At 60.2% G+C, this 15,015-nt stretch carries 12 protein-coding genes and 1 pseudogene; 11 read left to right on the forward strand and 2 right to left on the reverse strand.

The features are described from left to right. Positions 1-482: 482 nt before the first annotated feature. The 7 genes from NZH93_RS19795 to NZH93_RS19825 are packed head-to-tail and all read left to right on the forward strand — an operon-like array spanning position 483 to position 7,887. Positions 483-1,172, forward strand: coding sequence for a hypothetical protein (locus NZH93_RS19795; protein ID WP_259624617.1), 690 nt, complete (start codon positions 483-485; stop codon positions 1,170-1,172). Beyond that, positions 1,165-2,157, forward strand: a complete 993-nt coding sequence (locus NZH93_RS19800; RefSeq protein WP_259624618.1) for an aldo/keto reductase — start codon at positions 1,165-1,167, stop codon at positions 2,155-2,157. The genes NZH93_RS19795 and NZH93_RS19800 overlap by 8 nt, the downstream gene beginning before the upstream one ends. 6 nt (positions 2,158-2,163) lie before the next feature. Continuing rightward, positions 2,164-3,150, forward strand: coding sequence for an aldo/keto reductase (locus tag NZH93_RS19805; protein ID WP_259624619.1), 987 nt, complete (start codon positions 2,164-2,166; stop codon positions 3,148-3,150). 14 nt (positions 3,151-3,164) lie between these two features. Beyond that, complete coding sequence (locus NZH93_RS19810; RefSeq protein WP_259624620.1) at positions 3,165-4,229, forward strand: UDP-N-acetylglucosamine 2-epimerase; 1,065 nt, start codon at positions 3,165-3,167, stop codon at positions 4,227-4,229. Then, complete coding sequence (locus NZH93_RS19815) at positions 4,210-6,846, forward strand: SUMF1/EgtB/PvdO family nonheme iron enzyme (protein WP_259624621.1); 2,637 nt, start codon at positions 4,210-4,212, stop codon at positions 6,844-6,846. Before NZH93_RS19810 ends, NZH93_RS19815 begins: the two co-directional genes overlap by 20 nt. Then, positions 6,839-7,474 carry a hypothetical protein gene (locus NZH93_RS19820; RefSeq protein ID WP_259624622.1) on the forward strand — a complete coding sequence of 212 codons (636 nt, stop codon included), beginning with the start codon at positions 6,839-6,841 and terminating at the stop codon, positions 7,472-7,474. Before NZH93_RS19815 ends, NZH93_RS19820 begins: the two co-directional genes overlap by 8 nt. Continuing rightward, positions 7,471-7,887 carry a hypothetical protein gene (locus NZH93_RS19825; RefSeq protein WP_259624623.1) on the forward strand — a complete coding sequence of 139 codons (417 nt, stop codon included), beginning with the start codon at positions 7,471-7,473 and terminating at the stop codon, positions 7,885-7,887. The genes NZH93_RS19820 and NZH93_RS19825 overlap by 4 nt, the downstream gene beginning before the upstream one ends. Here NZH93_RS19825 and NZH93_RS19830 read toward each other — a convergent pair. After that, positions 7,875-8,672: a methyltransferase domain-containing protein gene (locus tag NZH93_RS19830; RefSeq protein WP_308214220.1), complete on the reverse strand. Its 798-nt coding sequence runs from the start codon at positions 8,670-8,672 to the stop codon at positions 7,875-7,877. The two genes, NZH93_RS19825 and NZH93_RS19830, sit on opposite strands and share 13 nt — an antisense overlap. A 377-nt stretch (positions 8,673-9,049) precedes the next feature. On the opposite strand from NZH93_RS19830, the gene NZH93_RS19835 reads away from it, so the two are divergent. After that, a complete protein-coding gene (locus tag NZH93_RS19835) occupies positions 9,050-9,217 on the forward strand; it encodes a hypothetical protein (protein ID WP_259624624.1) in 168 nt (55 codons plus the stop codon). A 119-nt stretch (positions 9,218-9,336) separates the two neighbouring features. On the opposite strand, the pseudogene NZH93_RS19840 reads toward NZH93_RS19835, so the two are convergent. After that, positions 9,337-10,004: pseudogene (locus tag NZH93_RS19840) on the reverse strand (transposase family protein); the annotation flags it as partial. Positions 10,005-11,016: 1,012 nt separating this feature from the next. Between NZH93_RS19840 and NZH93_RS19845 the strand changes: the two are divergent. The 3 genes from NZH93_RS19845 (at position 11,017) to NZH93_RS19855 (ending at position 14,877) form a co-directional block, all read left to right on the forward strand. After that, positions 11,017-11,634: an acyltransferase gene (locus tag NZH93_RS19845; protein WP_259624625.1), complete on the forward strand. Its 618-nt coding sequence runs from the start codon at positions 11,017-11,019 to the stop codon at positions 11,632-11,634. Between the two features lie 739 nt (positions 11,635-12,373). Next, the gene (locus tag NZH93_RS19850) at positions 12,374-13,681 is read left to right on the forward strand and encodes a nucleotide sugar dehydrogenase (RefSeq protein ID WP_259624626.1); all 1,308 of its coding nucleotides are present in this window, start codon (positions 12,374-12,376) and stop codon (positions 13,679-13,681) included. A gap of 167 nt (positions 13,682-13,848) precedes the next feature. After that, complete coding sequence (locus NZH93_RS19855; protein ID WP_259624627.1) at positions 13,849-14,877, forward strand: IS30 family transposase; 1,029 nt, start codon at positions 13,849-13,851, stop codon at positions 14,875-14,877. Positions 14,878-15,015 lie beyond the last annotated feature (138 nt).

Genomic DNA, 15,015 nt, shown 5'->3' on the forward strand with positions numbered 1-15,015 from the left:
AGCCTCTAAGTCCATGCCTTACTGAGGGAACCTGGGAGGTGGTTGACTGTCTCAGAACAAGGGCTCGACCGTGCCACCTTCGTAGGGTCCTTCAGCGGATGGGTCTGCCACGATCTCGTAGACGATGAGGGGGTCGGTCCGACAGTGTCGTGATGTCTTCGTTGGTGATGCTGATCGAAGGTTTCGGTCCTTGAGGTGCAAGACGAGTTGGCACAGGGGGCAGGCTAGAGCCCAAAACTCGTGCTTTCGGCTCTAGGTCTGGGGGCCCCAGGTCATCACGGTTCGGCATCTCGTAACCCAGCTGTGCCGTCTGGTGTAGACCAATTGAGCTTGGTTGGTGTGGGGCAACGCCCCGTCGTGTTGCACGGGATTGTGAGCCCGAAAATTCCAAGATCACAAGGACTGTAACCATCGTGATCTCAAGGACGATAAAAGGTAAACCAACTGGTCAGAGACCTTTAAGGGAGTGGAGAGGAGCTTCCATGTCGAACTTTATGGACATCCCGACTCCGCCTTGGACGTTGCAGAATTACGTTCACCTCCTGGACGTCCTCGTTTCTCGGGAGATCCGCACTGTGACCATTCAGGAGTACGACTGCGGAGGGGAAGGCGTGTGGCTTCGGCACGACGTAGAGGTTGACCTACACGCGGCTGTCGCCATGGCGCGCGTCGAAGCTGAACGCGGAGTGCGTGCACACTACTTCATCTGCGCAGCCTCGCCGTTAGTTGCCGGTCAGGAACGGCTTTCGCGCACGGTAGCAGACGAGTTGCGAAGCCTGGGGCACGTGGTGGGAGTCCACGTGTTACTGGAGCCGTTTGCTACGTTCGACGAACGCTTGGCTCGAGATCGCGTCCTTGTAGGTGTCGATGTGGACGGCGACGCCTCCATACACGCCCCTGGTGTTCATGCGGCGTTTCTAGCGAAGATCGAGAGCGCGCGGCGCGTGTACCGGCGCTTGGTTAGCGGCGGTCCGTACTACTCCGACTCGACCGGGTCGTGGCGCCGGAGTGACCCCGCTGACCTTCTGGTGAGCGGAACGCCGGGCGCCCAACTGCTGACCCATCCGTATTGGTGGAGCAAGGGGATCGATACTTCGCCGCACCACGCGACTGGAGATCTGGAAATCAAGCAATTCATGCCTCAGCTCTACAGTCGGATATCCAATGATTAAGTCAATCGCGACCGACCTGCGATTGGTGCTCGGGACGATGAATTTCGGCAGGCTTGGCGTGGACGAGGCGGTCGGCTTGCTCGATGAGGCGAGAGAACGTGGAATCGATGCCGTCAATACGTCGGACACTGATTATTCGGGCAGGTCCGAGGAGTACGTCGGAAAATTCATTCGCCGCTCGCCCCCTTCGGCGCGCCCGGCCCTTATGGTCGAACTCGCTGAACCTGGTATGCAGATACCGCATGACCCTGAATTGACCCCGGCACGGCTCGAGGCGGCGTGCGTCAACTCGCTGCGCCGTTTGGGTGTTGACGAGGTTGATCTCGTGATCGTCCCTCGTCCTTCGTTCCGCATTCCGATTGAGGAAACCCTCTCCGGCATCGAACGGCGGATCCTCCGCCCAGGTCTCGCGAAAGCCTTTGCGATTTCAACTTTCCCTGCTTGGCTTGCATGTGATGTGCAGCACACGGCTCGAGCCCTCGGTTTCACTCCACCGGTCGCGGAGGTTGCTCCCTATAATGTCCTAGACCGACGAGTCGAGAACGAAATTCTGCCCAACTGCTTGCGGTGGGGGATGGGGGTCTTCGTGTGGGCCCCGCTTGCGCAAGGTTTGCTTGCAGGTCGATATGAGCATGGCACTCCGGCGGATAGCAGAGCGGCGGTACTCGGAGGCATCTACCGAGACAGGGTTTCTAAGGTGGCCGCGCGCGCAGCCGCCCTGGAGTTTGTGTCGTTGTGCCGGAACTCCAGCATCGCTCCTGCGGCGGGCGCCATCGCGTGGACCTTGCAGCGCCCAGGAGTGACGGGTGCGCTCTTCGGTCCGCGCACGATACGACAAGTCGCTGTCGCGTCCGAGGCGAGTGGCTTGGTGCTCGACCAGCGCTTCCTAGACGCGGTGGATGGGATCAACCCGGCTGGCACGGCACTCGTCAGCTTCTTCAATTCGGCGCCCTGGATGTTAGAAGCTATTACCAAGGAGGAGTAGTACACCATGTACAACGGAATTGGGCTCGGCACCTTCCCCTTCGCCAACCCGTTCACTCAGGTTGGCTCGGACGGTGCGCACGAGGTGCTCGACGCGTATTTCGAGGCGGGCGGGGAGTATCTTGACACCGCGCCCACTTACGCGTTCGGCCAGGTAGAAGAATTGCTCGGCGAATACCTCACGGACAAGCCCAGGGAGAGCTTCGCCATCTCGACCAGCTGCGGGTATGTGCGTGACGGCGAGGGCTTCAAGGTCTCGGGCAAGTACGACGACGTGCGTAAAGACGCTGAGGAGAGCCTTGAGCGCCTTCGGCTCGACCACTTCGATATCTACATCTCACACATCCCAGACCTAGGGACCCCATACGAGGAGACGGCCGCAGCGCTGCAAGCCCTGAAAGACGAGGGGATCGCGCGGGCCATCGGCGTTTCCAACGTGTCGGCAGACCAGTTGCGTCGTTACGGCTCGGCGGCGGATATCTCGGTCGTGCAGAACCGGCTTAGCTATCTCAACCGGACCCTCGAGCCTGCCATCACCGCCGAGCTCGCGCAGCAGGGCGCCGCAGTCGTCGCATACCAGGTGCTCGAGCGCGGGCTTCTCACCGGACGCGGCGTGGCTGACCTTGCCGACACCGATCTCAGGCAGAGGAAGCCCGAGTTCAAGCCTGAGCGAGTAGCGTGGGTCCGTTCCTTGGTGGAAGGCGGACTCAGCCGTATTGCCGCGGCTGCGGAACTGAGCGTCGAACAACTGGTGGTCCGCTGGACATTGGCTCAGGACAATGTCGGCCTCGCGCAGATGGGCGCCACCAATCGCGACCAGGCCGCGCGCATTCCTGGCTACGGCGGGAGCCTGAGCGCCGAAACGCTCGCCGAACTCGAGGAATTGTACAGGAACGCAGAGTCCGATGTGATCGCGAAGGGGAGCACATCGGTGGTCGACTTCCTGGGCCTGGCGACCTACGACGTCCGGTCTGGCAGCGCGTCCGGATCTTGACCGCCAGCCCCTCGATGACGAAGCCCTCGACAGTACTTGTCCTGGCCGGGATCAGGTCTCAGTACATCAAGGTCGCAGCCCTTCAGAGGGTGACAAACGTTCGCACGTCGTCCGAGTGGACCTATGTGGACGTCGGCCAGCACTACGACGATGAACTCGCGGGGCAGTACGTGGCCGAGTACGACATTCGCTTTGCCAGCCAGCTGCAGTGCGGCAGGCCCGACCTGATGCCCACTGAGGTCCTCGGGCGGATGATCGTGGCTCTAGAGGGAGAGATCGCCCAACGGGCACCTTGCGTCGTTATGGTCCTCGGTGATGCCAATTGCACCCTGGCGGGTGTTCTCGCGGCAACCAACCTCGGGGTGCCGGTTGTCCATCTCGAGGCGGGGGTTAGAACGCACGCGCCGACGACAGAGGAGCGCAACCGCGTGGTGATCGACGCCGTGAGCGGCTTGCACCTGGCTGCATCCACGGCAGACCTCCAGAATCTGGTGGATGAACGCCGGGGTGCAACGGCCCGGTTTGTCGGCGACGTGGTCCAGGATCTTGTTCGCCCCCTGGCAGAATCGGTCCCCGTTTCGGGCGAGCCCTACTGCGTCCTAACCATGCACCGTGCGGAGAACACGGCGGACTCGTCCGCGCTCGAGTTCGTGTGTTCGCGGCTGCAGGAGGTTGGTCTGCCCGTCTACCTGCTCGGCCACCCTCGCGTGCTGCGGATGCTGACGACGCGGGGCGTGCGACTGGCGGGCGAGGTGGAGGTCCTGCCGAGCACGTCCCACGCGCGACTCGTGGAGCTTCTAGCGGGTGCCGCGGTTGTGGTCACCGATTCTGGTGCGCTGCAACGAGAAGCTTACTACGTCGGAACCCGCGCGGTCGTGCTCCAAGAGGCGCCCTTCTGGCCTTCGTTGGTCCGAGCCGGGTACAACCTCGCCGTGCGTCCGTTCAGCCTCACACCACAGATGGTGCGCGAGGCGATGGAGCCGTTCACCGGGACATTCTACGACTTCGGGACGCCCCCGGTGGTCGACAAAGTGGTCGAGTCGGTAGAGGAGTGGGTGGATGGCTTCCGGGCTCGATGACTATGAACGCCGCTTGCTGGTCCTTATTGAGGATGAACTCCGGCACTCCGTGGGATCCTTGTCGGCCACGGCGGGATTGCTTGCATGGGACCTGCCCACGTTCGTCGACGTCGGTTGCGTGATCAAGGACGGCGCTCTTGTCGAGTGGAAGCTGGTATTCGACCAATCGAGCCCCCGCATGGTCCGCCACAAGTTCGCCCGCCCGGTACTCGCTGCAGCGAAGCTGCAGGCCCTAGTTGACGGGGGAAAACTCGACCATCTCCAGTTTGCCGTTGAACAGGTAACCGTACGCCAGGCTGCTGCTACCGACTTCGTCCCGACCTTTGCCAGCGGGCTCTTCGTCAGAGCACCCTGGTCCGACGGGCTAAAGACCCCGGTGCTCAGCCTGCACGTCAAAGACTTAATCGTCAGCGGCCAGTCGCTGGCGATCATCGGCCGGATGGGCAGCGGGAAGTCGACGCTGCTGCGATTGATCCTCCGGGAGCGGCTCCGGCAGCCGAGCAATGCACTGGGGACTGCAGTCGCGTTTGTTAATCTGCGCCGCGCGAGCGCGTCGCTGTTCGCCGCGCTCGCGCAACGTGCCTCCCTCCGTCCTGTCGATGTGTTGTCCTGCGCGCTGGGGGTGCGCGACGCCACCGAGGCTCGGATGCTGGTAGAGGCGAGCGAGTCCCAGCCGTCGACGCTATACATCGATGGGTTCGACGAACTTACTGCGGCGTTGCCGAAGGCCGCTGCGGACCGAGTCGAGACGGCGCTGGCGGATCTCACCTGCTCATGGGTGGCAACGGGGACGCAAGTCATTCTGACCACCCGTCCCGACATCCCGCACTCGCTGGACATCGACGCACTCCTGCCTGTACAGCTGGCACCTCTGTTCGTCGAGGAGGCCGTGCGGGTGGCCCGGATTCAGCAGCCGAAGCTCCGCGATGACGGCGGGTTACGGGAGCTATTCGATGCCCTGCCGGAGGAATTCACAACGATTCCGCTCTTCGCTTCCATCGTCGCCACCCTCGCGGCGAACGGCCACGTGCCGGATTCGGCTTCGCGATCGGCGCTCATGCGGGCCGCGCTGAAGGAACTTCTGGAGAACCGAGTCCTTCAGAAGACCGGCGAGCCGTCGCTGGAGCACTACATCCGTTGTGGCTACGACATGTTGTTGCGCGGTCTGGCTGCACTGTCCTACAACTCGCTTTTCGCAGCTCCTTCGCAGCTCGACAACACAAGTGCCCCGGTGGGCTTGGCGCGCAGTGACGTGATGGAGAAGTTCTACGAGTTGGACGAGACCATCGACCTCTCTCGGCTCGCCACCGTGCTGACGCGCGACTCCGGGTTGATGCGCGCGGAAGGTAGAAGCCTGCACTTCGCGCACCGGGTGTTCCAAGAGGCACTGGCGGCGATCGCGGTGGAAGAAACGCATGACCAAGTAGAGGCCGCCCAACGGCTCTTGGACGGGCTGGTGTCGCACCACAACACCGGGCGAGAGGTAGTTTCGTTATATATCGAGGCGATGGTGGCCAAGGGACGGACCAGTGAGCTGCTGGACTTATGCGACATAGCCCTCGACAGGGTCGAACGCAGTGGCCTCGATGTCGACAGCGCCCAATTAGTGTGGCTTGTATCCCACATCTTCGAGCTAGCCGGAGACCGCTTGAGCCGCCAGCTCCGACGCGATGTCGCGGTAATTGAGGCCTTCGCCGAGGCCAGCGCGCGGGTCATCGCCCGCCCAGATCTGCTGCCCGTGCGTGACCGGGCGCAGATCGCGACACAGCTTTTCAAATATGACGACGAACATGCTGGTGTCAGTGCCGACGGCGTACCCAAGGTGGCGTGGTGCCCGGTTCCTGCCGGGCATTACCCGCTCGGCCTCACCCGCGAGAAAATGGCTGTTATGACTCCGAACGAGCTGTTCCAGATACAGCGCGAGCTTCCTAGTGTCGTCGTGGATTTGGAGAGGTTCGCGATCTCATACCACCCGGTAACCTGGGCTCAGTACCGCGCCTTCCTGCACCACACTGACGGATTTCTCTCCGACGGGTGGTGGCCTGCCGTGCCGCTGAGTCCAAGTGACGCGCCTCGTCGCCACGACCGCCATGCGGACTTGATCGCCGCCGGGCACGCGGGCAACCTACCCGTCACCGGAGTTGACTGGTACGAGGCGCGGGCATACTGCCGATGGCTGAGCGCGATGACCGTCGAGGATATCGATCTGCCGACCGAGGAGCAGTGGGAATCAGCCGCGCGAGGGTTCGGCGGCGCACTTTACCCGTGGGGTGACAGATTCGACCCTGCTCTCCTCAATTGGGAAGGGGCTGGGATGGGGCAGGTCGTGCCGGTGGGCCTGTTCGCGAGCGGTTCTCCAGCTCCGGGCCGACCCGCAGACATGCTTGGCAATATCTGGGAGTGGACCAGATCGATAGCAGGAGAGGTCGGCGCTGGCGATTTCGCCCTCATTGGCCACGCCGCCGCCGACGAGACCACTGCCCGCGAAGTCCGGCGCGTCGTGCGCGGAGGGTGCTACTTGAATGACGTGCCATTGCTGAGGTCCAGTTATCGGGGTAGCGACGCGGCCACGTCTAGGTTTGACCGCCAAGGCTTCCGGGTGGTTCGGAATGCGTGAGAACATCGACGGCGGCCCGTCGAAGCTGGTCCTGAAGTACGGCTCGGGACGACACATCACCGAGCACGACATCTTGGTGGTGCATTTGCGCGCTGCGAAGCGCATCGAGGATCTGCAGGATGACGCGAGGGTGCTCTGCTCCACCTACACCTCTGGCGTGGCTATAACGGTCGAGTACCGCCAGGACAACCTGTTGCCCGAGGTGTACGAAAGCTTGGCGGATCTGTTCGCGGGTAGCACCGTTGTCATCAAGTTGCGGAGAAGTTACGCGGTCTCGGTCAACGACGGTCTCTGCTTAGAGGTGTGGATCCAGGAGGTGCGATCCCCTGGTGCACCTACTGCCGAGACGCTCGCGACGAGGGATCTGCTCCGGGACGCCACACCGGTGAACACCCTCCTTGCCGCTTGTCGGGATGCCCGGGTCCAGCCCAACGGGCGGGTCCTGCCCGTTGCTGCCTCGATGAGGACGGACTTCCTTGCTATCTGCGCGAGCATAGCCAAGGGTATCCAGGGTGGTCAGCCGAAAAAACTCGGCTCGGACTCCGGCAACCCCGGCGCCGTTACCCATTTTCTCATTTCCGAAGGCTTGTATGTGAAACTAGTCAGCACGTTGGAGGGTAAGGCATGAGCATCGCTGACGCGTTGGCGATTTGCGGCACGGACGTGTCGGCCACTAGTGTGATCATCGTTTATCACATGTTCGCCATGCAATCATGGTTCACCCGGGTGGAGAATGCGCGGATCGAGTCGATCCGGCTTTCGTTGATGACGAGTCCGGACGACATTGAACGGGAAAGCATGAGGTTGCAGATTATCGATTTAAATAAGGCATTCCCCTGGGTTCAAGTGGCGATTCTTGGGGTAGCTGTGGTATCAATGGCCGCCGTCGGGACCACCGTGGTGTTGATGACTAAAGGTCTGCCCGTTCCTTTGGTTCTATTCCCGCTCGGTGGATTGGTGGTCATTTATGCAGTGTCTAGCGTGGTAACTTATTTTAAAGGGGTTCGCGCAATCGCGGAGAGCCGAACCTATCTGGCCTGACTCGTTTCGCGAGGCTTGTACGGCACGGTGCCCCAGCAGGCCCATGTGGTTACGAAGCGCATGAGGTAATCGGGGTCGCGCAGGGTTTTATATGCTGATCGCACGTCATCTTCGCTGACGACCCCAGTGTTCAGCAAGTGGTTTTCCAAGGGTTCTACAGATTGGGAAAGGAGAAGATTCCCGATAGAGCCGCCGCGTTCGCACCGGGAGAAACTTTCCGCAGCTACATCGTGCAGGCCTAGCGATTGGAAGAGCGCGGGCAATCGCCGCCCGAGTTCCACATCCCAACCGAAATCGGCTGCGACTTGGAGGTAGGCGCGTTTCAGTCGTTCCATGTGCGGGAGCCCGGCTGGCATCTCCCAGTCGTGGTAGTCGCTTTCCACGACGCACACTCTGCCTTCGGGCGTCGTGGCGCTGACCATCCGGTTCAATTGTAATACAGGTTCGGGCAGATGAACCAAAAGGAATCTCGCGAATACCAGGTCATACGGTAGCCGGAAATTGCATGTGGCAACATCAGCAGTGATATGTTTTATATTTTCACGCATTGGCAATAGGCTGGTATCGAGGTCGTAAGCATCCACTTGACCGGTTTCCCCGACCCGTCTGCTCATCCAGTTGGCGACAGATCCGGATCCTGCGCCTAGGTCGGCACACGTCATTCCTGTGCTTATTCCCGCCTGGACGAGGCATCGGCGGGTAAACGGATCGACGTAGCGTTCGAGAAGGCGGAGACGTTTTGGCTCTCCTGGGCGGCTGCGGGGGAAGGCGTATCGGCCGGTCATGTTCACCTTTGCCTCGATTCAGATCTATGAAACTACTCCCATTTTACACGGCGTGTCACTGCTCGCCATCATCCGATTGAGGGCTCGCGTGGGGCAAAAAGAGTACGTCGCGGGCGTCTTCTCGATCTGTGAAAGATCGTGGGTATTGCGGAGTAGTGACGAGAGTGTTGATTGGTGGAGATGTTCGGTAGGTATGGATAATGCGGATTTCGGACTGGGCGACCAAGGCAGGCAACCTGGTCCGTCCTCTAACCAGTACTGCATTCCTAGATCTTAAACTTGGCTGGTTGATTGAACGTATCTTCTGGCATGGTGAAACCCGTGACTGATCAAGACATCGCCGACTGGGGCGGCGACCTGCGAGCCCTGACGATGGTATGGGTTCGCTATTCCACCAGCCGGAGCCGAAGGCAACGTTCAAGTTGATGGTGCGTGCGTTGCTGGCCGGTTTATTGAGGAAGAACTTGTGGGGCCTGGTCGAGCCTGCGGGATTGGCCACGCCGCGTCCGTTCGAGCATCTGCTCGACGGTGCACTGTGGGATTGAAGGGACCTCAATAGTTGGACCAGATCTTGTGAGAGCTAGTTATCGGTGAGTGCAGGCGGCAGCATAGCCAGCCGGGGTCTGATAGCTCAGAGCTGAATGTCGCCGGAGCTGGCTGTACTCACGATGGACACGATCTTGACCGGTCGGCCGTCGGTGGTGGCGTCGAACTGGAAGTTTACCGTCCACGCCCGATTCGGCGCATCGGCCGTCACCCGAGGTTCAGCGGTGGACAACGCCCAGGTGTTCACGTCGGCGCCGTTGCGACACTCGCAGGCCCTCCTCCCGCCACAACCGCTGGATCTTCCTGTGGTTGACCATCCAGCCTCGCCACAAGCGTTGTGATAAGCCCGCCGGAAACCCACCGCGGATGCGCACCCTGGCATCTGCTCGCAATCACGCCCGCAGCGCCGCGTCGGGTTCCGCCAGTGTCTGCGCCGCGGGAAGACATCGTTGAGTGCTCCGGTGCTGCTCGGTGACCCAGCAGGCGAATCGTTCACTGACCCGCAGGATCGCCATCAGGTGGTGCACGGCCGCCCGCCGTCGCTGCGGGCCCAGAAGTTTCCCTTGGCGATTCCCCGCAATGCCGCTTTCTCCAGTTCGGCATCGGCCAGTAGTCGCTTGGGCATGGAGGTCTCCCGCTCCAGGTCTATGAGTCGTTTAGCGTCGTTGGCTTTCAGCCCACCGAACTGGTTACGCCATTGGTAGTAGGTCGCTTTGTAATCTGCAACTACCAGCAGACGTCGGCCACGTCCTGATCCTGGGCAAGGAGCTGATCGGCTTGGGGCAGCTTCCGCGCGGCCTACTCGGGGATGTGACGTTTCCTGATGCTCATCATGATCGGGCCTTCCGTCCACGCACTGGACTACAAGGCTCTCACTGGTCCTGGACCAACCCAGCGGGGTCACGTCAATCCCACAGCAAGATCATCAAATGAGGCCAAGTATTAATCATGTAGTGGCGATGTGCGCTATCAACTTCCGCGTGCGGGTGAGCAGGCAGGTGGTGCCTTGTAGCGCGGTGATGAAAGTGTCAACCCCGTCAGTATTCCTACCTATCTGGAATCAGTCGAACGTGGTTCCGGGAGCATCATTGGGTGAAGGGTTTCTGTTGTGCCGCACGGGCCGTCTTGGTATGATAATTCTTCGACTCCTGGCGCAGAATTGTTTGGGCGGCCGTGATGGCTGACGCACTGTCCAATCATGTACTTCTTTACTGTGAAGTGTTTTTGGTTATTTGGAATTCGCTAATTACGACGATGTCACTCTGCTGGGGCCGTGCATGACCTGCGTGCCCATGCTGATCTTTTTAATACTGGTTATTGTCGGCATTGGCTACCTAGTGTGCTTTACGTACTACAATATCTATGAGATGGAGGAAGTCTCCGGCGGCAGTTGGACGACAGCATCGACGGCCGCGCTGAATCCCCGGCTTCCGCACCTACTTCGTGGCGGGCACACCGCTGATCTTGCTACTCGTCAGCATCACGGGCTAACGATCTGGCGGTTGTGAGTAAAATCTCGTTGCGCTGTATACCATCGTGGACCATTTGGACCTCCATCCGCTTGGAGCGCGGGTCCCGTCTGCTAGCAGGTGCCGATTACGAATTAGGGTTGACAGCCGATGCTTCGCGGGCACCCGTTCTGAACTCCGTTTACTCCGCCTCGATGCCGTGTGGGAGACACTTGCGAAGCTGGAGCTTGGTGAATTTCGAATCTGCCTCGACGACACGTATAGCAGCAACACGATTTCGGCGTCGGATTTTGCGCTGAACTAGGACCTCGCCGATCGGAAGATCAACTATGGCATCTGATTGGATCGTCGACCATTCTGTTCGGATAGCTGAGACCGCCTCGGTGGACGCCTCGGTGGTATTGGGTGCGAGAGTCACGATCTGGGATCTGGCGCGAGTTCGGGGCGGCTCTAGTATCGGTGCAGACTCTAGCATCGGCTCTGGCGCTCATATTGGCTCCGATGTGGTTCTTGGTTGTAAAGTTAAGGTCCAGAACAACGCACAGGTGTTCGGTCCTGCATGGATCGCCGATGGTGTATTCATTGGCCCTGGCGCAATCCTAACCAACGACCGCTACCCGAGGGCAGTGACCCCGGATGAAGTACGGAAAAACTCGAAGGACTGGATTCCCGAAGCCGTTCACGTCGGTGTAGGTGCATCGATCGGAGGGTTGGCGGTTTGCGTCGCACCGGTGACTATTGGCACGTGGGCGTTTGTGGCGGCGGGCGCCGTGGTCACGGCGGATGTGCCCGACTTCGCCCTCGTGGTTGGTGTGCCCGCGCGACGTGTCGGATGGGTCGGTCGGGCCGGGCGACGTCTTGTCCCTAGTTCATCGGACACCCTAGTGTGTCAATTGACAGGTGAGGAATATGTCGAAGTCAATGGTAAGCTAAAAGTTGTTCTGTAATGATCGAGAGTGTTAGGGTTATAGGTGAAAGCGGTGTTCTGTGCTGTTGGTGGCCGCTCAGGCGGTCATGGACAGGGTACGCATCTAGGCGATGCCTCGGTGGCGATCTAGACGCCGTTGCGTTTGCGGCAGCAGTTACGCAGTATCTTCCGGGACTTCATGTATTCCAGGTGTGCTCTACCTGTGCACGGAAACTCTTATGGAGGACGTTGAATTCTTCTTTCCATTGTGGCAGTGGTGGTTGCCCCTTGCGTGGTTTGCGGTAAGTCATGATCAGTTTGGGGTTGCCCGGTAGTCACCAGCGGCCATCACCTTCGCATCCCGGCACTGTTGGTCGACGCGCGAGTGAGCCATGTTTGCGGGTGACCGGCGAGAGGGTCAGCACGGGTGCCATGTAATCCGCCACGCGGGCCGCAGCTGACGTCAAGATCACGAACACGAGTGCGGCCTGCCAAACGTCAAATTCGTTCGTAGTACGCCGCCACCAATAACACTCGATCAGCCAGCGGAAAACCTCACTGCCAGCCGGTGCTGATCTGTTCGTCACCCCGACGAGCCACGATCCTCATGAGCGTGCAAAATACCCGCATCGACAAGTCAGTGAACGCTGGCACCCATTCTGGCTGGTCCGCACTGATCACCTGTTCCGTAGCAAGATCGTCGCTCTAGTCGGGACGGGTTTGCGGGGAAAACTTTTAGATGAGTTACGTCACCGCGCGATTGAAGGTAAGGCGATCGTATGAGCGCAGTAACCGTGATAGGTCTTGGCAAGATCGGTCTGCCGTTGGCAGTGTTGATAGCTGAATCCGGTCGGACCACTTACGGAGTCGACATTCAGCAGAGTGTCATAGACGCTGTCGGATTAGGGCAAACGATCTTACCGGACGAGCCGGACCTGCCGGATCGGCTCCAGGCTGTAGTGCGGGCGCGCCAGCTTCTTCCGACACTCGACTTAGACTCTGCTGTCGGTGCAAGCGAGGTCGTGGTGGTAATTATCCCGTTGGTAGTCGACGAGAACGGTACCCCGCTATTCGAGTCACTGGACAGCACGACAGAAAGGATCTCCCACGCGCTGCTACCAGGGTCCCTAGTAATCTACGAGACGACACTGCCGGTTGGCACCACACGGCACAGATTCTTTCCGGTGCTGCGCGAGAAAACCTCCAACCTCTTTCTGGCTTACAGTCCGGAGCGCGTGTCCAGCGGGTCAGTGTTCGCGGGTCTGCGAGGGTACCCAAAGCTCATAGGTGGTGTGGACGACGCCAGCGCAGAGCGGACACGACACTTCTACGAGTCGGTCTTCTCTTTCGATGATCGGCCGGACCTTAACAGGCCGAACGGGGTATGGGATCTGGGTTCGACGGAGGCCGCCGAACTGGTCAAGCTCGCAGAGACGACTTACCGTGACGTCAACATCGCTTTCGCCAACGAGTTAGCGGAATACTCCGAGACTCTGGGCTTGGACGTCACCTCGGTGATCACGGCTGCCAACAGCCAACCTTTTAGCCACATTCACCGACCGGGACTTGTTGGCGGACACTGTATTCCGGTCTACCCTTGGTTCTTGCTCGCCGGAGCGCCGGATATGCGCCTGCCGAGGGTGGCACGCGAGGTCAACTCCACGGTCCCTGACCGAGTGCTTGCTCGGCTCGTCGCCAATGTCGGTGACTTGAAAGGCCTTCGTGTGGTCGTGCTAGGGTTGGCTTACCGTGGTGGAGTTCGGGAGTCCTCGTTTTCCGGCGCATTGGCGTTGGTAAAAATTTTAAAGGCAGCGGAAGCTGTTCCTTTGGTGCATGATCCATTATGGACTTCCACCGAGCTCGCGACATTAGGTCTGCGGGCCTACCAGTTTGGTGAATCTTGCGACTGTGCTGTCGTGCAGAGTGACCACATCATGTATAAGAACATCGGCCCCTCGGACCTTCCTGGCGTGCGGACGGTATTCGATCTGCGGGCCGTCACTCGGACGGATGGATGGGGCGGGGTTCGCCGCCTGGTCTTGGGCTGCAGTGACTTCGGTGATGAGCCGGACGTGCTGCCCGGTTGATCTCCGGATGGTTGCGCTAACCAACACCGGCAAAGTAGCGACGACGCGAACGTTGCCCCTATGGGGGCGCCAATGTCTGCACTGTAGCTTGAGTTGCTTTAAGGCCAAATTTCATTTGAGGTCTTGGTCTCAAGTGGTGGACGCGTCACTGTGTGATAATCAGTCAAATGATCGGGGTCGTCACAGTGCGTAAAAGAACAGTGCTCACCGATGAGGAACGTGAAAACATCGCTCTCGAACGAGCGAAAGGTCGATCCTGTCGGTTGATCGGCGAGTTGCTGGGACGCCACAATTCGGTGGTTTCACGCGAGGTGGGCACGAACGTCGGCGCAGACGGGGTCTATCGCGCGATCGGCGCCATCGCACGATCCGCTGCCTGCCGGAAACGGCCGAAGCCAAGAAAGCTGGAAACGAAGAGGGACCTTCATGATGCCGTGAACGAAGGCCTCGGCAAGAAATGGTCTCCGCAACAGATCAGCGGTAGCCTCACCGATCTGTTCCCCGGCGATATGAGTATGCGCGTGTCCCACGAGACGATCTATCAGACGCTGTTCCTGCAGGCGAAAGGCGAGCTGCGTACCCAGTTGGCGTTGGCGTTGTGCGCCGGTCGTACGCGGCGGATCGTCCCGCCCCGGCCGGTGGCGGCCAGGGGCAGGATCGCCGGGATGGTCAACATCAGCGAGCGGCCGAAAGAGGCCGACGACCGGGCCGTCCCCGGTTTCTGGGAGGGTGACCTGATCCTGGGCAAGGGCAGTAAATCCCAGATCGCGACACTGGTCGAACGGCAGACCCGGTTCGTCATGCTGGCGCGGATCCCGTACGACCGGTCCGCGGAACGGGTGGCGTATTTGCTGGCGGCAAAGATGGAGACGCTGCCGGGGTTTTTGCGGGACAGTCTCACCTGGGATCAGGGGAAGGAGTTGTCCTCGCATGAGAAGTTCACGGTGAAGTCCGGTATGCCGGTTTACTTTTGTGATCCGCGGTCGCCGTGGCAGCGGGGGGCCAATGAGAACACCAATGGTCTTCTTCGCCAGTATTTTCCGAAGGAAACCGATCTGTCGGGGTATTCCCAGGCCGAGTTGGACGCGGTGGCGGCGGAGCTCAACGACCGTCCGCGGCAGACACTCGGCTGGAAGTCGCCACGCTACAAGTTGGACGAATTGCTGCTCGGAGCCAGTGACGCGTCCACCACTTGAGACCAAGCCCCGTTTAAGGGCTTTGAGTGTGTTGACGATGGTGGTGGCACCTGTCATCGATGTGGTGATGCTCGACGAGCATGGTGCCTGTGGGTAATCGCCGGTTTTATACGGGAGTGGGAGTCAAATGGGAGAATT

The organism is Umezawaea endophytica (assembly GCF_025061645.1).
Classification (GTDB): domain Bacteria; phylum Actinomycetota; class Actinomycetes; order Mycobacteriales; family Pseudonocardiaceae; genus Umezawaea; species Umezawaea endophytica.

Bases quoted from the DNA above. Each gene is read 5' to 3' on its own strand.
- NZH93_RS19795 (WP_259624617.1), top strand. From the start codon at position 483: ATGTCGAACTTTATGGACATCCCGACTCCGCCTTGGACGTTGCAGAAT.
- NZH93_RS19800 (WP_259624618.1), top strand. From the start codon at position 1,165: ATGATTAAGTCAATCGCGACCGACCTGCGATTGGTGCTCGGGACGATG.
- NZH93_RS19805 (WP_259624619.1), top strand. From the start codon at position 2,164: ATGTACAACGGAATTGGGCTCGGCACCTTCCCCTTCGCCAACCCGTTC.
- NZH93_RS19810 (WP_259624620.1), top strand. From the start codon at position 3,165: ATGACGAAGCCCTCGACAGTACTTGTCCTGGCCGGGATCAGGTCTCAG.
- NZH93_RS19815 (WP_259624621.1), top strand. From the start codon at position 4,210: ATGGCTTCCGGGCTCGATGACTATGAACGCCGCTTGCTGGTCCTTATT.
- NZH93_RS19820 (WP_259624622.1), top strand. From the start codon at position 6,839: ATGCGTGAGAACATCGACGGCGGCCCGTCGAAGCTGGTCCTGAAGTAC.
- NZH93_RS19825 (WP_259624623.1), top strand. From the start codon at position 7,471: ATGAGCATCGCTGACGCGTTGGCGATTTGCGGCACGGACGTGTCGGCC.
- NZH93_RS19830 (WP_308214220.1), bottom strand. From the start codon at position 8,672: ATGACCGGCCGATACGCCTTCCCCCGCAGCCGCCCAGGAGAGCCAAAA.
- NZH93_RS19835 (WP_259624624.1), top strand. From the start codon at position 9,050: ATGGGTTCGCTATTCCACCAGCCGGAGCCGAAGGCAACGTTCAAGTTG.
- NZH93_RS19845 (WP_259624625.1), top strand. From the start codon at position 11,017: ATGGCATCTGATTGGATCGTCGACCATTCTGTTCGGATAGCTGAGACC.
- NZH93_RS19850 (WP_259624626.1), top strand. From the start codon at position 12,374: ATGAGCGCAGTAACCGTGATAGGTCTTGGCAAGATCGGTCTGCCGTTG.
- NZH93_RS19855 (WP_259624627.1), top strand. From the start codon at position 13,849: ATGATCGGGGTCGTCACAGTGCGTAAAAGAACAGTGCTCACCGATGAG.